Annotated in this window: 18 protein-coding genes and 1 pseudogene; 12 read left to right on the forward strand and 7 right to left on the reverse strand. The window is 59.9% G+C overall.

Going from position 1 to position 21,168, the window contains the following annotated elements; genetic code table 11:
* Positions 1-53 precede the first annotated feature (53 nt).
* Both rnhA and QVP03_RS10455 read right to left on the reverse strand, forming a co-directional pair.
* On the reverse strand, positions 54-509 hold the full coding sequence (gene rnhA, locus QVP03_RS10450) for a ribonuclease HI (protein WP_018695206.1): 456 nt from the start codon (positions 507-509) through the stop codon (positions 54-56).
* Between the two features lie 120 nt (positions 510-629).
* Positions 630-3,257 (reverse strand): valine--tRNA ligase, encoded by a 2,628-nt coding sequence (locus tag QVP03_RS10455; RefSeq protein WP_022333396.1) that lies wholly within the window; start codon positions 3,255-3,257, stop codon positions 630-632.
* 128 nt (positions 3,258-3,385) lie between these two features.
* Between QVP03_RS10455 and lon the strand changes: the two genes are divergently transcribed.
* The 4 genes from lon (at position 3,386) to QVP03_RS10475 (ending at position 8,380) form a co-directional block, all read left to right on the forward strand.
* The gene (gene lon, locus QVP03_RS10460) at positions 3,386-5,818 is read left to right on the forward strand and encodes an endopeptidase La (protein ID WP_022333397.1); all 2,433 of its coding nucleotides are present in this window, start codon (positions 3,386-3,388) and stop codon (positions 5,816-5,818) included.
* A gap of 80 nt (positions 5,819-5,898) precedes the next feature.
* Entirely contained in the window at positions 5,899-6,663 is a 765-nt protein-coding gene (kdsB, locus tag QVP03_RS10465; RefSeq protein WP_022333398.1) for a 3-deoxy-manno-octulosonate cytidylyltransferase, read from the forward strand.
* A 5-nt stretch (positions 6,664-6,668) separates the two neighbouring features.
* Positions 6,669-7,415 (forward strand): 3-deoxy-8-phosphooctulonate synthase, encoded by a 747-nt coding sequence (gene kdsA / locus QVP03_RS10470; protein ID WP_022333399.1) that lies wholly within the window; start codon positions 6,669-6,671, stop codon positions 7,413-7,415.
* Entirely contained in the window at positions 7,415-8,380 is a 966-nt protein-coding gene (locus tag QVP03_RS10475) for a KpsF/GutQ family sugar-phosphate isomerase (protein ID WP_022333400.1), read from the forward strand. Before kdsA ends, QVP03_RS10475 begins: the two co-directional genes overlap by 1 nt.
* A 133-nt stretch (positions 8,381-8,513) precedes the next feature.
* Here the strand turns inward: QVP03_RS10475 and QVP03_RS10480 are convergent, their stop codons facing one another.
* The 5 genes from QVP03_RS10480 to trpS all read right to left on the reverse strand — a co-directional run bounded on the left by QVP03_RS10480 (position 8,514) and on the right by trpS (position 12,878).
* Positions 8,514-8,714 (reverse strand): helix-turn-helix transcriptional regulator, encoded by a 201-nt coding sequence (locus QVP03_RS10480; protein ID WP_022333401.1) that lies wholly within the window; start codon positions 8,712-8,714, stop codon positions 8,514-8,516.
* On the reverse strand, positions 8,704-9,168 hold the full coding sequence (locus tag QVP03_RS10485; protein ID WP_022333402.1) for a hypothetical protein: 465 nt from the start codon (positions 9,166-9,168) through the stop codon (positions 8,704-8,706). Before QVP03_RS10485 ends, QVP03_RS10480 begins: the two co-directional genes overlap by 11 nt.
* A gap of 359 nt (positions 9,169-9,527) precedes the next feature.
* The gene (locus QVP03_RS10490; RefSeq protein WP_022333403.1) at positions 9,528-9,872 is read right to left on the reverse strand and encodes a PAS domain-containing protein; all 345 of its coding nucleotides are present in this window, start codon (positions 9,870-9,872) and stop codon (positions 9,528-9,530) included.
* A 98-nt stretch (positions 9,873-9,970) separates the two neighbouring features.
* Positions 9,971-11,752: a chloride channel protein gene (locus QVP03_RS10495; RefSeq protein WP_022333404.1), complete on the reverse strand. Its 1,782-nt coding sequence runs from the start codon at positions 11,750-11,752 to the stop codon at positions 9,971-9,973.
* Between the two features lies 1 nt (position 11,753).
* Positions 11,754-12,878, reverse strand: coding sequence for a tryptophan--tRNA ligase (gene trpS, locus QVP03_RS10500; RefSeq protein ID WP_022333405.1), 1,125 nt, complete (start codon positions 12,876-12,878; stop codon positions 11,754-11,756).
* Positions 12,879-12,992: 114 nt separating this feature from the next.
* Here trpS and QVP03_RS10505 point away from each other — a divergent pair, with 114 nt between their 5' ends.
* The 8 genes and pseudogenes from QVP03_RS10505 (at position 12,993) to ahcY (ending at position 21,067) form a co-directional block, all read left to right on the forward strand.
* Positions 12,993-13,892 carry a hydrogen peroxide-inducible genes activator gene (locus QVP03_RS10505; RefSeq protein ID WP_022333406.1) on the forward strand — a complete coding sequence of 300 codons (900 nt, stop codon included), beginning with the start codon at positions 12,993-12,995 and terminating at the stop codon, positions 13,890-13,892.
* 237 nt (positions 13,893-14,129) lie between these two features.
* Positions 14,130-14,480, forward strand: coding sequence for a ribosome silencing factor (rsfS, locus tag QVP03_RS10510; RefSeq protein ID WP_018695221.1), 351 nt, complete (start codon positions 14,130-14,132; stop codon positions 14,478-14,480).
* Positions 14,481-14,488: 8 nt separating this feature from the next.
* Positions 14,489-16,597, forward strand: coding sequence for an ATP-dependent zinc metalloprotease FtsH (gene ftsH, locus QVP03_RS10515; RefSeq protein ID WP_082426771.1), 2,109 nt, complete (start codon positions 14,489-14,491; stop codon positions 16,595-16,597).
* Positions 16,598-16,619: 22 nt separating this feature from the next.
* Entirely contained in the window at positions 16,620-17,471 is an 852-nt protein-coding gene (locus QVP03_RS10520; RefSeq protein WP_232045607.1) for a phosphatidate cytidylyltransferase, read from the forward strand.
* 21 nt (positions 17,472-17,492) lie between these two features.
* Positions 17,493-18,164 (forward strand): phosphatidylserine decarboxylase family protein, encoded by a 672-nt coding sequence (locus QVP03_RS10525; RefSeq protein ID WP_022333409.1) that lies wholly within the window; start codon positions 17,493-17,495, stop codon positions 18,162-18,164.
* 15 nt (positions 18,165-18,179) lie between these two features.
* Positions 18,180-19,286, forward strand: coding sequence for an AI-2E family transporter (locus QVP03_RS10530; protein ID WP_022333410.1), 1,107 nt, complete (start codon positions 18,180-18,182; stop codon positions 19,284-19,286).
* A pseudogene (locus QVP03_RS10535) lies at positions 19,286-19,576 on the forward strand (riboflavin kinase); the annotation flags it as partial. The gene QVP03_RS10530 and the pseudogene QVP03_RS10535, both read left to right, overlap by 1 nt.
* A gap of 81 nt (positions 19,577-19,657) precedes the next feature.
* Positions 19,658-21,067, forward strand: a complete 1,410-nt coding sequence (gene ahcY / locus QVP03_RS10540; RefSeq protein ID WP_256166275.1) for an adenosylhomocysteinase — start codon at positions 19,658-19,660, stop codon at positions 21,065-21,067.
* Positions 21,068-21,168 lie beyond the last annotated feature (101 nt).

The following is a 21,168-nucleotide window of genomic DNA, read 5'->3' on the forward strand; positions in this document are numbered from 1 at the left end:
CGGGGAATTTAGAACCAAAAAAACGAAGGGGCGGACATGCCGTCCGCCCCTTTTCAGGGTTCGTAACCCGTATCTTCCAGTAAATGCGCCTTGTCGTTGGCGGCAGCGACCGCCAGTTGGTCGCAGCGGTTGTTCTCCACCGTGTCGGCGTGCCCCTTGACCCAGACGAAGCGGACATTGTGATGCCGGTACACGCGCAGGAAGCGCATCCACAGGTCGGGGTTTTTCTTACCGGCGAACTGTTTTTTCACCCAGCCGAAGACCCAGCCTTTCGTCACGGCATCCACGACGTATTTCGAATCGGAATACACGGTGACGTCCGACCCGTCGAACTTGAGCGCCTCGAGCGCCACGCAGACGGCCATGAGCTCCATGCGGTTGTTGGTCGTCAGGCGGAATCCCTGCGACAGCTCCTTGCGGTGCCGCCCCGAAAGGAGTACCGCGCCGTAGCCTCCCGGCCCGGGGTTCCCGAGCGCTGAACCGTCCGTGTATATGGTGATTGTCGGCAAATCGTGTCGTCGTTAAACCCGGCCCTGCGGCGCGGGTGTGGTTCGTCTGCGGCGTGGCCGCTGAGGGGAATGCCTGTCCCAACCCCTCGGGAATTCGGGACAGGGCATGTCCGTCCTTGTTTACGAGAGGGCTTCCAGTTGCGCCTTGATGGCCGCGATCTTGGCCTCGGCGTCGGCCTGCTTGGCCCGTTCGTTGGCCACCACCTTCCCGGGGGCCGACTGCACGAAACGCTCGTTCGAGAGCTTCTTCATCACGCTCGCGAGGAACCCTTCCTGGTAGGCCAGTTCGTCCGTCAGTTTGCGTCGTTCCGCTTCGGCGTCGATCTTGCCCGCCATCGGCACGAAATACTGCGTCGTCTTGACAATGAACGCTGCGGCCGCCGGGTCTTTCTCCGTCACCGTCTCGATGGCCGTCAGGTTGGCCATTTTCCGCATCACGGGGGCGTACTCGGCCGGGTAGTTCTCGTCGGCGATCACCTTGAGCGTCAGCGCCTCCTTCTGCGGCAGGTTCTTCTGGTTGCGGACGTTGCGCACCGAGGAGATCACCTCCCGGGCTAGTTCGAACCGCGCCAGCAATTGCCCGTCGGCTTCGGCCGGCTGGGGCATCGGGGCGACGGTGATCGACTCGCCCTCTTTGCGCGGGGCGAGGTCTTGCCAGATCTCTTCCGTCACGAAGGGCATGAAGGGGTGCAGCACGCGCATCAGGGAGTCGAAGAACGTGCGTGTGGCTTCGAACGTCGGCGCGTCGATCGGCTGCCCGTAGGCGGGTTTCACCATCTCGAGGTACAGGCCGCTGAAATCGTCCCAGAAGAGCTTGTAGGCCGTCTTGAACGCCTCCGAAATGCGGTAGCAACCGAAATCGTCGGCGATCTGGCGCAAAGCGACGCCGAGCGTCTGGCGGAACCATTCGACAGCCAGGCGGTTGTTCTCGTCCTGTGCGGCATTGCCGTCCGCCGACCAGCCGTTCACCAGGCGGTAGGCGTTCCATATCTTGTTGCCGAAGTTGCGTCCCTGTTCGCAGAGCGCCTCGTCGAACATCACGTCGTTGCCTGCCGACGAGGAGATGAGCATCGCCATGCGCATACCGTCGGCGCCGTATTTGGCGATCAGGTCGAGCGGGTCGGGCGAGTTGCCCAGCTGCTTGGACATCTTGCGGCCGATCTTGTCGCGGACGATGCCCGTGAAATAGACGTTGCCGAAGGGTTTTTCGCCGCGGTATTCGTAACCCGCCATGATCATGCGCGCCACCCAGAAGAAGATGATGTCGGGGCCCGTCACCAGGTCGTTGGTGGGGTAGTAGTAGCTGACCTCCCTGTTGCCGGGGTTGCGGATGCCGTCGAAGACCGAAATCGGCCACAGCCACGACGAGAACCACGTGTCCAGCACGTCGTCGTCCTGTCTGAGGTCGGACGGCTGCAACGAGGCGTCGCCGGTTTTCGCACGCGCCTTTTCGAGCGCCTCCCCGGCCGTCGGGGCCACCACGAAGCCGCCTTGGGGCAGGTACCAGGCCGGAATGCGCTGGCCCCACCACAGCTGGCGCGAGATGCACCAGTCCTTGATGTTCTCCATCCAGTGGCGGTAGGTGTTCTTGTATTTTTCGGGCACGAAGCGGATCGCGTCCTCCATGACGGCCTTCGTCGCCGGTTCGGCCAATTGCCCCATCGAGAGGAACCACTGCATCGAGAGTTTCGGCTCGATGGCCACGCCCGTGCGCTCCGAATAGCCCACGTTGTTGGTATAATCCTCGGTCTTCTCCAGCAGGCCGGCTTCCGCCAGGTCGCCTTCGATCTTTCTGCGGACGTCGAAACGATCCATGCCGACGTACAGCCCCACTTTGTCGTTGATCGTGCCGTCGTCGTTGAAGATGTCGATCACCTCGAGGTTGTATTTCTCGCCCAGCATGTAATCGTTCACGTCGTGCGCCGGGGTCACTTTCAGCGCGCCCGTACCGAACTCGATATCGACGTATTCGTCGCGGATTACGGGGATTGCGCGGTTCACCAGCGGTACGATGACGCGCGCCCCGGCCGGCAGCCAGCCGTAGCGCGGGTCGTTGGGGTTGACGCACAGCGCCGTGTCGCCCAGGATCGTTTCGGGGCGCGTCGTGGCGACGATGACCGCCTTGTCCGAGCCTTCGACCATGTAGCGCAGGTAGTAGAGCTTGCCGTGCGACTCCTTGAATACCACCTCTTCGTCCGACAGCGCCGTCTGCGCCGCGGGATCCCAGTTGACCATGCGTACGCCGCGGTAGATCTTGCCTTTCTCGTAAAGGTCGCAGAATACCTTGATGACGCTCTCGGTGCGGGGTTCGTCCATCGTGAAGCAGGTGCGCTCCCAGTCGCACGAGGCGCCCAGCTTGCGCAGCTGCCTGAGGATCATGCCGCCGTATTTTTCCTTCCACTCCCAGGCGTATTCGAGGAATTCCTCGCGCGTGAGCGACGACTTCTCGATGCCCTTTTCATGCAGCATCGCCACGACTTTCGCCTCCGTGGCGATCGACGCGTGATCCATGCCAGGCACCCAGCAGGCGTTTTTGCCCGACATGCGGGCACGGCGGATCAGCACGTCCTGCAACGTGTTGTTGAGCATGTGCCCCATGTGGAGCATACCGGTCACGTTGGGCGGCGGGATGACGATCGTATAGGGTTCGCGTCCGTCGGGTTCCGAATGGAACAGCCGGTTGTCGATCCAGTAGTCGTACCATTTCTGTTCGATCTCCTGCGGCGAATATTTATCAGCGATTTGCATAAAGGAAAGGTGTGAATGTTTTGCTTCGTTATTTGGCCTGCAAAGTTATTAACATTCTGTCAAAGATAAAATAAATATCTATAAAAAATCGTTACCTTTGCACCATTATATATTTGTATCTGTAAACTATGAGTAAAAAAGATAAGATAATCGAAACCATCGAAGTCGAAGATGCGAGCCTGCTTCCCGAGCTGCTCGACGGCAAACACCACGTGATTCCGATCGTGACCGGCGGCGACGAGGTTGCCGAGGAGGTCGAAGTGCCGGAGATCATCCCGATCCTTACGCTGCGCAGTTCGGTGCTCTTCCCCGGTGCGATCACCCCGATCACCGTGGGACGCGACAAGAGCATCAGCCTCGTACGTGCCGTGAATGCCGAAGGCGGCATCCTGGGCGCCGTGTTGCAGCGCGAGAGCGACGTCGAAGACCCCGCGCCGGACGACATGTACAAGGTCGGCACCGCAGCGCGCATCATCAAAATCCTCGAAATGCCCAACGGGAACCTCACGGTGATCCTGAACGGCCTGGAGAAGATCGAAATACGCGAATACATAACGACCGAGCCCTATTTCCGGGCCCGGGTGACCGCCCTGCGCGATACGACGCCCGACCTGAAGAGCATCGAGTTCGAGGCCCTCGTGGATTCGATCCGCGACGTGGCGCTCAACATCATCAACGTTTCGCCGTCGATGCCCAAGGAGGCGGCCTTCGCCATCAAGAACATCGACTCCAAGCGCGGCATCATCAATTTCATCTGCTCGAACATGGAGCTTACGGACGAAGACCGCCAGTCGTTGCTGGAGGCCCCCGGCCTGCTGGCCCGAGCCCGCAAGCTGCTCGAAATACTGATCCGCGAACAGCAGCTGGCCGAGCTGAAGAACCAGATACAGGAGCGCGTGAAGCAGGAGATCGACAAGCAGCAGCGCGACTATTACCTGCAGCAGCAGATGCGTACGATCCAGGACGAACTGGGCGACGGCGCCGATGCCGACATCGAGAAGATGCGCGAGGAGGCCAAGAAGAAGAACTGGCCCAAGGAGGTCGGCGAAACCTTCGAGAAAGAGTTGCAGAAGGTCGAGCGGCTGAATCCCGCCGTGGCCGAATATTCGGTGCAGATGACCTACCTGCAACTGCTGCTGGAACTCCCGTGGAACGAGGTAACCAAGGACAATCTCGATCTGAATTGCGCGCGCGAGCAGCTCGACCGCGACCATTTCGGGCTGGAGGAGGTCAAGGAGCGTATCCTCGAACACCTGGCCGTCATCAAGCTCAAGGGCGACCTCAAATCCCCGATACTCTGCCTTTACGGCCCTCCGGGTGTGGGTAAGACCTCGCTGGGCAAGTCGGTGGCGGCGGCGCTGGGCCGCAAGTTCGGGCGTATCTCGCTCGGCGGCCTGCACGACGAGTCGGAAATCCGCGGGCATCGCCGCACCTACATCGGCGCCATGCCGGGACGGATCATCCAGACCATCAAGCGCTGCGGTTCGTCCAACCCGGTCATCATCCTCGACGAGGTGGACAAGGTGACCGTTTCGAACCACGGCGACCCGTCGAGCGCGCTGCTCGAGGTGCTCGACCCGGAGCAGAACACCACCTTCCACGATAACTACATCGACATGGAGTACGACCTGTCGAAAGTGCTGTTCATCGCCACGGCCAACAATATCGCCAACATCGCACCGGCGCTGCGCGACCGCATGGAGATGATCAATATCCCCGGCTACCTGATCGAGGAGAAGGTGCGCATTGCCCTCGACCACCTGCTGCCCAAGCAGCGCGAGGCGCACGGCATCAAGGAGCAGGAGCTCACGATGGCCCCCGAGGTAGTCGAAGGCATCATCGCCGGCTATACCCGCGAGTCGGGTGTCCGCTCGCTCGACAAGTTGCTGGCCAAGATCGCCCGCGCCCGTGCCAAGCAGATCGCCTTCGACGAGGTGTTTGCCCCGGAGGTTTCGGCCCGGGAGGTCGAAAAGATCCTCGGCATGCCCAAGTTCCTCAAGGAGGAGTACGAGGTGGGCGGCATGACAGGCGTTGTGACGGGCCTGGCCTGGACGGAGGTCGGCGGCGACATCCTCTACATCGAGTCGGTGCTGACGCCCGGCAAGGGCAAGGTCAGCCTTACGGGTAACCTGGGCGATGTGATGAAGGAGTCCGCTACGATCGCCCACGAGTGGGTGATGGCGCACAGCAAGGAGCTGGGCATTGACCCCGCACTGTTCGAGAAGAACGACATCAACATCCATGTCCCCGAGGGTGCGATCCCGAAGGACGGCCCTTCGGCCGGCATTACGATGGTGACCTCGATCGTTTCGACCTACACGGGGCGGAAAGTCCGGGATCGCATCGCCATGACGGGCGAGACGACGCTCCGCGGCCGTGTGATGCCGGTGGGCGGCGTCAAGGAGAAGATTCTGGCGGCCAAACGCGCCGGGATCAACGAGCTGATCCTCTCGGAGGAGAACCGCAAGGACATCGCCGAGATCAAGCCCGAATACATCGACGGACTGACCTTCCATTACGTGAAGACCAACGACGAAGTGCTGAAACAGGCGCTCATATAGCGGCCCGAAAGAAGTAAAAGGTGGAAAGTTTTGTTTTTCACCTTTTACTTTTTTAATTTTATGGATCAATTCCTCTGCCGATGAAATTTATCGCAATCATACCGGCGCGGTATGCGTCGACCCGCTTCCCGGCCAAACCGTTGGCCGTGCTGGGCGGGAAACCCGTTATCCGGCGGGTCTACGAGCAGGTGGCGGGCGTACTGGACGATGCCGTGGTCGCCACGGACGACGAGCGGATTTACGATGCCGTAGTGGCGTTCGGCGGCAAGGCCGAGATGACCTCGGCAGACCATAAGAGCGGCACGGATCGCTGCTGGGAAGCCTACCTCAGGCAGGGAAAGCCCTACGACGTGGTCGTCAACGTGCAGGGCGACGAGCCTTTCATCCGGGCGTCGCAGCTCGAAGCCGTGAAGCGCTGCTTCGACGATCCCGCGACGGACATCGCCACGCTCGTGAAACCCTTTGCCGAAGCGGACGGCCTGGCCGCGCTGGAAAACCCCAATTCGCCGAAGGTGGTGCTCGATGCGCAGTCGCGGGCCATCTATTTTTCGCGTTCGGTCATCCCTTACCTGCGCGGCGTCGAACGCTCGCAGTGGCTTGCGCACCATACGTTCTACAAGCACCTCGGCCTCTATGCCTTCCGCACGGAGGTGCTGTGTGCCGTCACGGCGCTGCCGCAGTCCACGCTCGAAAAGGCCGAGTCGCTCGAGCAGCTCCGCTGGCTTGAAAACGGCTACAGGATCGGCGTGGGCATCACCGACGTCGAGACCATCGGCATCGACACGCCCCAAGACCTCGCACGTGCCGAGGAGTTTTTGTCACACCATCCGGAATTTATAAAATGACAGCTATGAAATTCATCGCCGGCCCCTGCGTCATCGAATCCGCCGAGTTGCTCGACACCGTGGCCGAACGCCTCGTGGCGATCAACAAGGCCCTCGGGACGGATATTATCTTCAAGGCCTCGTTCGACAAGGCCAACCGCACCTCGATCTCCTCGTTCCGCGGCCCCGGACTCGAACAGGGGTTGCGTATGCTCGCCGACGTGCGGGCGAAGTGGGGGCTGCGCCTGCTGACCGACATCCACGAGGCGTGGCAGGCCGCACCCGTGGGCGAGGTCGTCGACGTGATCCAGATCCCGGCCTTCCTCTGCCGGCAGACCGACCTGCTCACCGCCGCGGCCAGGACGGGCAAGACCGTGAATATCAAAAAGGCGCAGTTCCTTTCGGGGTTGGACATGCAGTACCCCTATGAGAAGGCGCGCGATGCGGGGGCTTCGGAAATATGGCTCACCGAACGCGGCAATATCTACGGTTACAACAATCTGGTGGTCGATTTCCGCAATATCCCCGACATGCTGCGCATCGCGCAGACCGTGGTGATGGATTGTACCCATTCGGTGCAGCGTCCCGGCGGTGCGGGCGGTACGACGGGAGGCAACCGCGAGTTCGTGCCGGCCATGGCCCGGGCGGCCCGGGCGTTCGGTGCCAACGGCTTCTTCTTCGAAGTGCACCCCTGCCCCGACTGCGCCAGGAGCGACGGCCCCAACATGTTGCAACTCGACGATCTGGAGAATCTCATTAAAACCTTGCTATAATGACCGATACCACCAAAGCGCAGATCCTCGACCTGGCCCGCAAGGCCATCAATACCGAGATGCTGGCGCTCAAGCACATGAAGGAGACCTTGGGTGACAATTTCGCCGATGCCGTGGAGCTGATCCTCGCATGCAGCGGCAAATGCATCGTCACCGGCATGGGCAAGTCGGGGCTCGTCGGGCGCAAGATCGCCGCGACGCTGGCCTCGACCGGAACCCCGAGTTTCTTCCTGCATCCCGGCGAGGCCTTCCACGGCGATCTGGGGATGATCTCGAAGGACGACGTCGTGCTGGCGCTCTCCTATTCGGGCGAGACCGACGAAATCCTGAAGATCGTGCCTTTCATCCACTCCAACGGCAACAAGCTGGTGTCGATGACGGGCAACCCCGAATCGGCGCTGGCGAAGAATTCCGATATCCATCTCGACGTGAGCGTCGAAGAGGAAGCCTGCATCCTGCACCTCGCGCCGACGACCTCGACCACGGCGCAGATCGCCATGGGCGATGCGCTGGCCGTGTCGCTCATGCAGATGCGGGGCTTTACGAGCGTCGATTTCGCACGCCTGCATCCGGGCGGCAGCCTCGGGCGGCGCCTGCTGATGACCGTGGGCAACGTGATGCGTTCGCACGACCTCCCGGTCGTGGCGCCCGACTGCTCGGCGACGGATATGATCCACGCCATCAGCAAGGGCGGGCTGGGGCTCATCATCATCTGCGACGGCGAGAGGATCGAGGGCATCGTGACCGACGGCGACGTGCGCCGTGCGATGGAGCGCCGCCGCGCCGAGTTTTTCAATATCAAGGCCGCCGATATCGCCACGCCCAACCCGAAAACCATCTCCGCGGATAAGAAACTGATCGAGGCCGAGAAGATGATGACCCGTAACAAGGTCACGTCGCTGCTCGTCACCGACGATGCAGGGAAGTTGCAGGGCGTGATCCAGATTTACGACATCAAGTTATAGGGCTTTCGCAACTGCGTCACGCCGCATAGACGGGGACGGTCTGTTCGGAACGGAGCGCCTGCCGTGAAAACAAAGGGGACGGTACCATGCGGTACCGTCCCCGCGTGTCTTGTCTGCCGGTATGTCTCCGCGGTCAGTCCCCCTCTTCGAGCTGGAAAACCTGTTCGACGGGTTTGCCGAAGATCCGGGCGATCTTCAGTGCCAGTACCGTCGAGGGGACGAAGCGCCCGGCCTCGATGGCGTTTACGGTCTGGCGGCTTACGCCGATGGCATCGGCCAACTGCTGCTGGGTCATGCGCACTTCGGCGCGTTCGACCCGGATCCTATTCTTCATCTGCGACCGCGTGTTTCAGACGCCACAGTTTCCAGCGGAATACCGCGAGGAATATCAGCAGCATGGTGAGCAGGTTGTAGATCATGACGTAGAGGAAACTGAGGTCGTAGGTGCATAGCGCCGTGGCGATAAGCAGGGCATAGTTGACGTAAAGTGCCGTCAGCAGGGCGTTCAGCCGTATGCGGGAGATCATTTCATCCTCGATCCGTTCGCGGGAGCAGGCTACGAATATCCCGCCGATGCAGATGCCCACCAGAGCGATGTTGTTCAGCGCACGGCCTGTCGTTGCCGAGCAGAGCGTTTCGTAGCAGGCCGTTCCTTCGGCCGGCATCAGGTAGGTCGGGTAGCCGTTGAAGCCGTCGATGAGCATCAGTACGCCCAACAGCAACGTCGGGATCAGGATGACCCAGCCGATTTTCTTAAAACTGTGGGGAAGTAGTAATTCCTTTGTCATAACGTGGTTGTTTAAAGGTTTGAGACAGGATAAATGTAAAGTGTATTTTACATTTTAGCAAATAAACACGACAAAATTTTTGCGGCATAAAAATTAGAGGGTCTTTTAGACCCTCTAAAAATTTTGTTCGGCGGTATGATTTACCGGGGCGGAATTGCGCAGGGCGGCTCCGGATGTATCCCGAATTCCCGGGCACGCACACCCTGAACCCCGGGAATCGGGTATGGGATGGAAGCTGTACCCCGAATTCATGATACCGGGGGGCGTAGTCCGGGAGTCGTAGTCCGAAAATGGTAGTCCGGGAGTCGTAATCCGGCTCGGGGGAACCCCTGCACCCCTGGTGCTTCTCCTTTCCGGAATCAGTTGCGGATGTGGTGCGGCATCTCGGCAGGAATCTCCATCGAGATTTCTGCCAGTCCGCCCACGACGCCGTCCACGCGCCAGGCTGTCTGGTAGATCATTTTGCGGACGCCGTTTTTCTCGATCGTATAGACATTCGTGCCCCCGTCGGTGAGCAGGCGGCGGATGATTTCGCGCGACCGCTCGCCGTGGCAGTCGAAGAGGTTTTTGCCGACCATGTCGCCGTGCCGGGCGAAGGTCGTGCGCGCCTTGTCGTTCATGTAGAGGATCGTGCCCCCGGTGTCGCATACCGTAACCGCGCAGTCCATGCCGTCGGCCCAGGGATAGGGATTTTCTGTCGTCATATTGCCGTAGGTTTATCGTCGGGGAAAGCCTCCCTTTTCAACGGGAGGTTCGGAGTGACTATGGGGATTGTATCGAAGATACGGTGCTAAACCCCGGTTTACTGCTGTATTTTCACCAGCTGTTCGCGGTAGGCGTTCAAGATGCGCGATTTGGAAATGAAGCCCAGGTAGCGGTTTTGTTTGTCGACCACGGGCAGCATCCAGGTATGCTTGTCCTCGAATTTCTCCATGACGCCCTGTATCGACTCGTGTTCGAGGATTTTGTCCGGGGGCTGGATCATGTAGTCGGAGATCGGATGCCCGTATTTTTCGTGTTTGAACATGTCTTCGCGCAGGTCGTCCAGCTGCACGATACCCAGCAGGTGTCCGAAGTTGTCGATCACGGGGAAGATGTTGCGGCGTGCCGTCGAGATGATGTGCACGATGTCGCCCAGCGTGAAATTCTCCTTGATGCGCAGGAAATCGGTCTCCATCAGATCGTCGAGCTTCAGGAAGACGAATACCGACTGGTCTTTGTCGTGCGTGAGCAGTTCGCCCCGCTGGCGCAGTTGTTTGGTGTAGATCGAGTCGGGGTCGAGGTAATAGTCTACGGCGAACGATATGCAGGCCGTGATCATCAGCGGGATGAACAGTCCGTAGCCGTTCGAAAGCTCCGCGATGAGGAAGATCGAGGTCAGCGGCGCCTTCATCACGCCCGACATCACGCCGGCCATGCCCACCAGCGTGAACGAGACGACCGAGACGTCCCAGTCGAAGAATGCATTGCACAGCAGGGCGATCGAGGCTCCCGTGAACGCCCCCACGAACAACGACGGCGCGAAGGTTCCGCCCACGCCGCCCGCGGCGTTGGTCGAGGCCATGGCGATGACCTTGAAGAACATCGTGGCGATGACGAAGAGGATGACCACCCAGTCGATTTCCCGGAAGCGGTAGAAGAGCGAATTGTCGAACAGCTCCTGTGCGCGGCCGTGCATCAGCGACATGAACCCTTCGTAGCCTTCGCCGTAGAGCGGCGGGAAGATGAAGATCAGGATGCCCAGCACGGCGCCGCCGACGAGCCATTTCTTATATTGGCTGTCGATCTTACGGAAGAAGTTGCCCACGCGCAGGTTGGTCGAGGTGAAATACCAGGACATCAGCCCGCAGCATACGCCCAGCAGGATGAAAAGCGGTATCTGCCACAGCTCGAAGGCGTCCTGCGGCTGGAGCGTCACGGCCAGTATGGGGTCGAAGCCGCGCAGCATGAAAGCCATCGTCGTGGCTGTGATCGAGGCGATCAGCAGCGGGATCACGGAGCCGGCCGTGATGTCGAGCATCAGTATCTCCAGCACGAAGACCACGCCCGTGATCGGGGCCTTGAAGATGGCTGCCAGCGCCGCACCGGCACCGCAGCAGAGCAGCAGCGTGGTATGCTTGTAATTGAGGCGCACCAGCCGCCCGACGTTCGAGCCTATCGCCGCGCCCGTCAGTACGATCGGCGCCTCGGGCCCCACCGAACCGCCGAACCCGATGGTCGTGGCGCCGCCTACGATCGACGTCCAGCAGTTGTGCCCCGGGATGCGCGAGTTGCGGCTCGACATGGCGTAGAGCACGCGCGTTACGCCCTCCGAAATATTGTCGCGCACGATATATTTTACGAACAGCGTGGCGAGTATGATGCCGATGGCGGGGTAGATCAGGAACAGGACATGCGCACTGTCCACCGGGAACCAGCGTATCAGCCCGCTCTTGATGCCGTGCAGCAGTATTTCGAACAGGTAGGTGCCCAGTCCGGCGAGTATACCGACCACGACAGCCAGCAGCATCATGATCTGGCTGTTGCTCAACCGCCGGGTCAGGCGGAGGAACTCGCGGTAGATATGCTCGGTGCGTAACTGCATCCTATTGTTTGCGAGCGAAATGCTCGGCTTGTTCGGCGATAAGCCGTTTGTCGTCGAAATAGTTGATCTTCATGGCCCGCTTCACGTCGTCGAGTGTCTGCGAGGCCATTTGCCGGGCAGCCTCCGAACCGGTGCGGAGAATCTCATAGACCTCTTCGATGCGGCCTTCGTAGTATTTGCGGCGTTCGCGGAACGGTTCCAGCGTCTCGTTGAGCACGGCGATCAGGAATTTCTTGACCTTCACGTCGCCCAGGCCGCCGCGGCGGTAATGCGCCTTCAGCTCGTCCAGCGACGGGTAGTCGGGCAGATATTTCGGGAAATGCTCGGGGCGGCTGAAGGCATCGAGGTAGGTGAACACCGTGTTGCCCTCCACCTTGCCCGGGTCTTCGACGCGCAGGTGGTCGGGATCGGTATACATTCCCATGACTTTCTTCTTCACCTCGTCGGCGCTGTCCGAGAGGTAGATGCAGTTGCAGAGCGATTTCGACATCTTAGTCTTGCCGTCGGTGCCCGGCAGACGCATGCAGACCGCATTCTCCGGCAGCAGGATCTCGGGCTCGACGAGTGCCGGGCCGTATACCGTGTTGAACTTGTGGACGATCTCGCGGGTCTGTTCGATCATCGGCTCCTGGTCTTCGCCCGCAGGGACGGTCGTGGCCTTGAATGCCGTGATGTCGGCTGCCTGGCTGATGGGGTAGGTGAAGAAGCCTACGGGGATGCCCTGCTTCTGCTGCGTGTCGCCTTCGGCGGCATTCTCGGCGAAGCCCCGCAACTGGATTTCGGCCTTCACGGTCGGGTTGCGTTGCAGGCGCTGTACGGTGACCAGGTTCATATAGTAGAACGAGAGCTCGCAGAGCTCCGGGATTTGCGACTGGATGAAAAGGGTAGACCTTTGCGGGTCGAGGCCGACCGAAAGGTAGTCGAGTGCCACTTCAATGATGTTCTGGCGCACCTTCTCGGGGTTGTCGGCGTTGTCCGTCAGGGCCTGCGCGTCGGCTATCATGATGAATATGCGTTCGAATTCGCCCGATTCCTGCAGTTCGACGCGGCGGCGCAGGGAACCGACGTAGTGTCCCAAGTGGAGCCGGCCCGTAGGACGGTCGCCGGTAAGAATGATCTTTCCCATAAAACTTTATATATATTTTGTGGACAAACTTACGAAAAACCGCGCGGGTGACCTAATAAAGTTGTCTGTTATAGATTTATTTTATATTTTTGTGTATTGAAATAATCGGCTACTATGACTATAATTCAACTTGAATACCTCCTGGCGGTGGCGAACTGCGGTAGTTTTTCGCTGGCCGCAGAGCATTGTTTCGTGACCCAGCCGTCGCTGAGCATGCAGGTGAAGGCGCTCGAAGAGGAGCTGGGCGTCGTGCTGCTCGACCGTTCGAAGAAACCCGTGATCCCGACCGAGGCCGGCGAAGTGGTGCTGGATCGCGCCCGGGAAACGCTGCGGGCCTACAACAATATCCGCGAGTCGGTCGCCGAACTGAAGGGCGAAACTTCGGGTAAACTGCGTCTGGGCGTCATCCCGACCATTGCGCCCTACCTGTTGCACAAGTTCATCCCGGATTTCGTGCGCGATTATCCGAAGGTGGAGCTGGAAATCTCGGAGATGGTCACTTCGGACATCGTCGAGGCGCTCAAGCGCGACCGGATCGACGCGGCGCTGGTCGCCAGCGGCACGTGTGGTGACGGCATTCTCGAACAGGAGCTTTTCAACGACCGGTTTTTCGCCTATGTTTCGCCCGAAAACCCGTTGTACGAACGGCAGAACATCCGCATCGAGGACATCGACCTGAAAGACCTGGTGATCCTGAGCGCCGGAAACTGTATGCGCGACCAGATCATCGAGCTGTGCCAGGCCAAGCGCGACATGCCGTCGCACTACTCCTTCGAGTCGGGGTCGCTCGATACGCTGATGCGCATCGTCGACTGCACGTCGTGCCTGACGATCATCCCCGAAATGGCCATCGAGTACATCCCCGCGGATCACCACGACCGGCTGAAGATGCTCGCCAAAGGTGCCACGTCGCGTAAGATCGCCGTGGCGGTACGCCGCACGTACGTCAAGAGTTCGATCATCAAGGCCCTGACCGACACGATCATGGCCAATATACCCGAAGTAAAGGGGTAGGCGGATGCCTGTAAACGGCAGGGTGCCCGGCGATACGATTGCCGGGCACCCGCCGTTTACAGGGGAGGGGCTCGGGCATATAATTAAGAATTAATCCGCTGTAACGGCGCTGTGGCGGATAAAAGTGCGGACTTCTGCGATTGTCGCCCGTCCGGCTGCTTTTTTTACGGGGCTTAATTTTCAAATATCATTCTCTTTTCGTACCTTTGCAAGGTTATAGACACCTATTGACTATTTATGGATAAACTGATCGAAACTATCGTTGGTGCGATTGAAGATAAAAAGGGTAAGAATATTGTATCGCTCGACCTTTCGGGGTTCGACGGGGCGATATGTTCCCGTTTCATTGTGTGCAACGCCGATTCCACGACGCAGGTAGGGGCCATCGCCGCGGGCATCGAAGAGAAGGTGCTCGAAGTGCTGGGCGAAAAGGTCTGGCGTATCGAGGGGCAGCAGAATGCCGTGTGGATCGCCATGGACTATGTGGACGTGGTGGTGCACATTTTCCAGACCGAACTGCGCGGGTTTTACCGGCTTGAAGAGTTGTGGGCCGATGCGCCGATGACCAAATATGAATACGAAGAGTAATTTTAAATATGGCAAATCAACGCAAGAACAATAATAAGATGAATATGAACATGTCGCGACCGTCGATGCTGTGGCTCTACGGTCTGATCGGCGCGTTCATTATCGGCTACTACGTCTTCGGGGATGTCAACGACACGCCCGTGCCCAGCGACTGGGCTACCGTCGAACGGATGGTCGAAAAGGGCGAGGTGGAGAAGATCCAGGTCGTCAACCGCGACCAGGCGCAGGTATTCCTGAAAAAAGAAGCGGTCGAGCAGTACCGCAGGGATACGGTAGACAAACGCTTTCGCCGGCTTCCCGAGACGGGTGTGCAGCTCCTCTTCACGATCGGGTCGGTCGATTCGTTCCGTGAAGACCTGAAAGCCGCCGAGCAGCAGTCCGGGCAAGTCGTTCCCGTGGTCTATGAAAACAAGGCCAACGACTGGACGAACGTGCTGATCAACCTGCTGCCGTGGGTGCTGATTATCGGCGTGTGGATTTTCGTCATGCGTTCGATGTCGCGCGGTGCCGGAGGCGGTGCGGGCGGCGGCATCATGAACGTGGGCAAGGCCAAGGCGCAGGTGTTCGACAAGGATAACTCCAAACGCGTCACGTTCAAGGATGTGGCCGGGCTGGAGGAGGCCAAGGTCGAGATCATGGAGATCGTGGATTTCCTCAAGAAGTCCGACAAATATAAGGAGTTGGGAGCCAAAATTCCCAAGGGAGCGCTGCTCGTAGGCCCTCCGGGGACGGGTAAGACCCTGTTGGCGAAGGCCGTCGCAGGCGAAGCCAACGTGCCGTTCCTCTCGATTTCGGGTTCCGACTTCGTGGAGATGTTCGTCGGCGTGGGCGCCTCGCGTGTCCGCGACCTTTTCGAGCAGGCCAAGCAGAAGGCGCCGTGCATCGTCTTCATCGACGAGATCGACGCCATCGGCCGCGCCCGCGGCAAGAATGCCGGGTTCTCGGGCAACGATGAGCGGGAGAATACGCTCAACCAGCTCCTCACGGAGATGGACGGCTTCCAGACCAATACGGGCGTGATCGTCCTTGCGGCCACGAACCGTGCCGACATCCTCGACAAGGCGCTGATGCGCGCCGGCCGTTTCGACCGCCAGATCGAGGTGGGATTGCCCGACGTCAAGGAACGTGAGGAGATTTTCAACGTCCACCTGCGTCCGCTGAAGCTCGATCCTCAGCTCGACCGGTCGTTCCTGGCCCGCCAGACCCCCGGATTCTCGGGTGCCGACATTGCAAATGTCTGCAACGAAGCTGCGCTGATCGCTGCGCGCCACAACAAGAAATTCATTTCGAAGGAGGACTTCCTGGCAGCCATCGACCGCATCGTGGGCGGCCTCGAACGCAAGAATAAGATCATCACCGACGAGGAAAAGCGTGTGATCGCCTACCACGAGGCGGGCCACGCCACGGTGAGCTGGATACTCGAGAATGCCAGCCCGCTGATCAAGGTGACGATCATCCCGCGCGGCAAGGCGCTCGGCGCAGCCTGGTACCTGCCCGAAGAGCGGCAGATCACCACGCGCGAGCAGATGATGGACGAGCTGGCCGCCACGCTCGGCGGACGTGTTTCGGAGCAGCTGACCTTCGGCGAAATATCGACCGGGGCGCTCAATGACCTGGAACGTGTCACCAAGCAGGCCTATGCCATGGTAGCCTATTATGGCATGAGCGAAAACGTCGGGACGCTGAGCTATTACGATTCCACGGGGCAGAGCGACATGGCGTTCACGAAGCCCTATTCGGAACTGACCGCGCAGCAGATCGACGCCGAGGCCAAACTCGTCATCGGGAAGGCTTACGAGATGGCCGAGAAAGTGCTCCGTGAGCATGCCGACGGCCTGAAAGAGCTGGCCGAACTGTTGTTGGAGCGCGAAGTGGTCTTCACCGAGGACGTGGAGCGTATCTTCGGCCGCCGCAAGAAGGACATCCTGCGTGAGCAGAAGGAGGCCGAGGCCAAAGTCAAGGCTGACGGAGCCGCCGCGAAGGGGGAGCCCGAGGCTTCTGCAGCCCTGGCGGCGAAGCCCGCCCCGGAAGAGGGCGCTCCCGCGGTTGTACAGACGGAGACGCCCGAAGCCCCTGCCGACGGCAATACGGCCGCCGCGATTTCCAAGACCGAATAAGACACCTAACCCGCATTAACTGATGAATGAAACTATGAAAAACCTCGTGGTACGCACGCTGAGCGGCCTTGTCCTGGCAGCGGTGGTACTGGGGGCGATCGTCTGGTCGCAGTGGAGCTTCGGCGCGTTGCTCGCGGTGCTGCTCGTGGGCGGCATGTACGAGTTCTATACGCTGGCCGGGAAACAAGGCAATGCGCCGCAGAGAGTCGTAGGGCTTGTTGCGGGTATCGTGCTTTTCGCGCTCAATTTAGCGTTCGTCTCGGACGACATCCGCGAGATTCTCGGCGTTGCCCGGCAGGCCTTCGGCTGCGGGCTGGCGTTCCTGTTGCTGCTCCTGCCCGCCATGTTCATCTGCGAACTCTACCGTAGGGGTGAAAACCCGGCCTCCGGGATCGGCACTACGCTCATGGGAGTCTGCTACGTGGCATTGCCCCTGTCGCTGATGTGCTATATTCCCATCCTCGGCAGCGATACCTGGAACCCTTGGGTGATGGTCGCCTACATCTTCATCATCTGGGCCAACGACGTCTTCGCCTACCTGGTGGGGATGTCCGTCGGACGCCACCGCCTTTGCGAACGCCTTTCGCCCAAGAAATCCTGGGAGGGGTTCTTCGGCGGGATCGCCGGTGCCGTCGTCATGGGCATCGTGGCCGCACGGGTGCTGGACGGGAATATGTGGGTTTGGGCCGGTCTGGCGCTGGTCGCCGCCGTTTCGGGCGTGCTGGGCGACCTGGTGGAGTCGATGTTCAAGCGGGCTGCCGGCGTAAAGGATTCGGGGCGGCTGATCCCCGGCCACGGCGGGGTGCTGGATCGTTTCGACGCCATGCTGCTCTCGGCGCCGTTCGTATTTGTCTATATGCTTTTTGTGATGTAACTGCAAACCTAAAAAAGAGTTATGAGGATAAATAAGGAAGGCTACAAGATTATCTGTATCTCGGGTGCCGTCTGTGTATTTATATTTTGGCTGATCTATCACCTGCTGGTCAGCGATTCGAATGTTTCGCTGCTGTGGGTGAGCGCCGTGCTTTTGTTGTTGTTCTGGTTCTTTATCGTCGCGTTTTTCCGGGAGCCCCGCCGTGTGCGGATACACGATGCCGACCTGGTTTTCTCCCCCTGCGACGGCCGCGTGGTCGTGACGGAGGTCGTGAAGGAAACCGAATACCTGAACGAGGAGATGTTGCAGATCTCGATCTTCATGTCCGTGACCAATGTCCATATGAACTGGGTGCCGGTCGGGGGCACGGTCGAGTATTTCAAATACCATCCGGGGCGTTTTCTGGTGGCATGGCATCCCAAGTCGTCGACCGAGAACGAACGCACGACGACTGTCGTGAGGATGGCCTCCGGCCGGAAGGTGCTTTTCCGCCAGATCGCGGGCCTGATTGCACGCCGCATCATCTCCTACATGAAAGTCGGTGAGCCCGTGGAGCAGAACAGCGTCTGCGGCTTCATCAAATTCGGCTCGCGCGTCGACGTCCTGGTACCCAAGGACAGCGAACTGCTGGTCGAGATCGGCGATCCCGTCGTGGGTTCGCAGACCCCCATCGCACGCCTGCATAAGATTTAACCCCACTCCCGAAGGATGAAAACGACTCCCCAGACCTTCCTGAAGTTCATCGCGGGCGCGGCCGTAGCTGCGGCCGTCCTCTTTCTGGTCTGGTATTTCAGTTCGATCGTCGTATACATACTCATATCCGCCGTGCTGGCCGTCGTGGGCAATCCGCTCGTGAAACGCCTCGCGGCGCTGCATATCAAGGGCTGGAAAGTGCCCCGCTGGCTGGCTGCGCTGGTGACGCTGATCGTCATCTGGGTGGTGCTGGCCACGCTGTGCTCGCTGTTCGTGCCGCTTGTGTTCAATAAGATTTACCAGCTGTCGAACCTCGATTTCGCCGCCGTCGTGCAAAGCATCGAGGAGCCGATAGCCCAAGCACAGGGATACCTGCATGAGTTCTTCGCCGTGCCCGAAAGCACGTTCTCCCTCTCGGAGGCGCTCGCATCGGCGCTCAAGCAGATTATCGACATCGAATCGCTCAATTCGGTGTTCTCCTCGATCGTCAACGTGGTGCTCTCGTCGGTTATCGCCATTTTCTCCATTACGTTCATCACCTTCTTTTTCCTCCGGGACGAAGGGTTGTTCTATGCCATGGTGACGGCCATGTTCCCCGAGCGTTACCACGAGAATATCACCCGCGCACTCGATTCCGTCACGCTGCTGCTGGCCCGCTACTTCACGGGTATTCTCTCGGAAAGCCTGATGCTGATGGTCGCCGTGTCGCTCACGATGATGGCCTTCGGCATGAAGGCGGCTGACGCTGCGTTCATCGGCCTTGTGATGGGCGTGATGAACGTGGTGCCCTATGCCGGGCCGCTGATCGGCGGTATCGTTTCCGTCTTCGTGGGTATCGTAACCCCGATCGGGGGGATGACCGTGGGGCATACTGCTTTTATAATCGCAGGTTCGCTGCTGATCCTCAAGGGGATCGACGATTTTGTGGTGCAGCCGACGCTCTATTCCGAGCGTGTCAAGGCCCATCCGCTCGAAATCTTCCTTGTAATCCTCATCGCCGGGTCGATGGCCGGAATCCTCGGCATGCTGCTGGCAATCCCTTCCTATACCGTACTGCGTGTCTTTGCCAAGGAGTTCTTCTCGCAGTTCCGGCTGGTGCGTAAACTGACCGAGAAAATCTGATGGCCGGGGTGACGATAGAGGGCGTAGTGGAACACGGACGCCGGCTCGGGCGCGAGTTGGGATTCCCGACGGCAAACATGGCCGTGCCTGATTCCGTGACGGCCGCGGACGGGGTCTATTATTCCCGCGCGGAGGTGGACGGGACGCTTTACGACGCGATGTCCAACCTGGGCAGCAACCCTTCGGTCGGCGGAGCCGTCCGCCATCTGGAAACCCATATCTTCGGGTTCGGAGGTTCGCTCTACGGCCGTACGCTGCGCGTGGAACTGGTGCGTAAGATCCGTGACGAACGTCGTTTCGCGACGATCGGGGAGCTGCGGGCGCAGATCGCCAGGGACAAGGAATATATATTGGAATTAAAAGATAATACTATGTATTTGGATTTGACAATGCCCTACAAGGTGGCCGACATGTCGCTGGCCGAGTGGGGGCGTAAAGAGATTGAGATCGCCGAGCACGAGATGCCGGGACTGATGGCCGTGCGCCGCAAATACGGCCCGCAGAAGCCGCTGGAAGGCGTGCGCGTGATGGGGTCGCTGCACATGACCATCCAAACTGCCGTGCTCATCGAGACGCTCGTCGAGTTGGGCGCCGACGTGCGCTGGTGCTCGTGCAACATCTTCTCGACGCAGGATCATGCCGCCGCAGCCATCGCCGAGGCCGGGGTTCCCGTTTTCGCCTGGAAAGGCGAAACCCTGCCCGAATACTGGTGGTGCACCGCCATGGCGCTCTCGTTCCCCGGCGGCAAGGGCCCGCAGCTGATCGTGGACGACGGCGGCGATGCCACGCTGCTGATCCACAAAGGGTACAAGGCCGAGAACGATGCTTCGACACTCGACTATGAGCCTTCGTCCTACGAGGAGGAGGTGATACTCGGTACGCTCAGGACGATCCTTGCCGAAGACAAGGACAAATGGCACCGCACGGTGGCCGAGTGGAAGGGTGTGAGCGAGGAGACCACGACGGGCGTACACCGCCTCTACCAGATGCAGGAGGCCGGCGAGCTGCTCGTCCCGGCCATCAATGTCAACGACTCTTGCACCAAGTCGAAGTTCGACAACCTCTACGGCTGCCGCGAGTCGCTGGCCGACGGCATCAAGCGCGCCACGGACGTGATGATCGCCGGCAAGGTGGTCGTGGTCTGCGGCTACGGCGACGTGGGCAAGGGCTGTGCCCGTTCGATGCGTTCGTACGGCGCACGTGTCATCGTGACCGAGATCGACCCGATCTGCGCCCTGCAGGCCGCCATGGAAGGCTTCGAGGTCAAGACCGTCGAGAGCGCACTCCCCGAAGGCAATATTTACGTCACCTGCACGGGCAACTGCGACATCATCACGCTGGAGCACATGGAGAAGATGCGCGACCAGGCGATCGTTTGCAACATCGGCCACTTCGACAATGAAATCCAGATGGCGCGTCTCGAAAAATCGGGGGCCGTCAAGACCAATATCAAGCCGCAGGTCGACAAGTTCACCTTCCCCGACGGACACTCGATCTTCGTGCTGGCCGAAGGCCGTCTGGTGAACCTCGGTTGTGCGACGGGACACCCCTCGTTCGTGATGTCGAACTCCTTTACCAACCAGTGCCTTGCGCAGATGGAGCTGTGGCAGGAGAACCTCGAAGTGGGCGTGTACCGCCTGCCCAAGCACCTCGACGAGGAGGTGGCACGCCTGCATCTGGACAACCTCGGCGTGGAACTCACGCACCTCACCAGGAAACAGGCCGACTATATCGGCGTAGACCCCGACGGCCCTTACAAAGCCGAGCATTACCGCTATTAACGGCTGGAGGCTGCCGTGGGCTTCGGGGCTGTCCCCGGCGAAACGGGAAGTTTCCTGCGGCCGTCCGGTTTCTGGCCGGGCGGGAAGTCAAGACCTGTTGT

The sequence above is a fragment of the Alistipes sp. CAG:29 genome, from assembly GCF_000435435.1.
Classification (GTDB): Bacteria; Bacteroidota; Bacteroidia; order Bacteroidales; family Rikenellaceae; genus Alistipes; species Alistipes onderdonkii.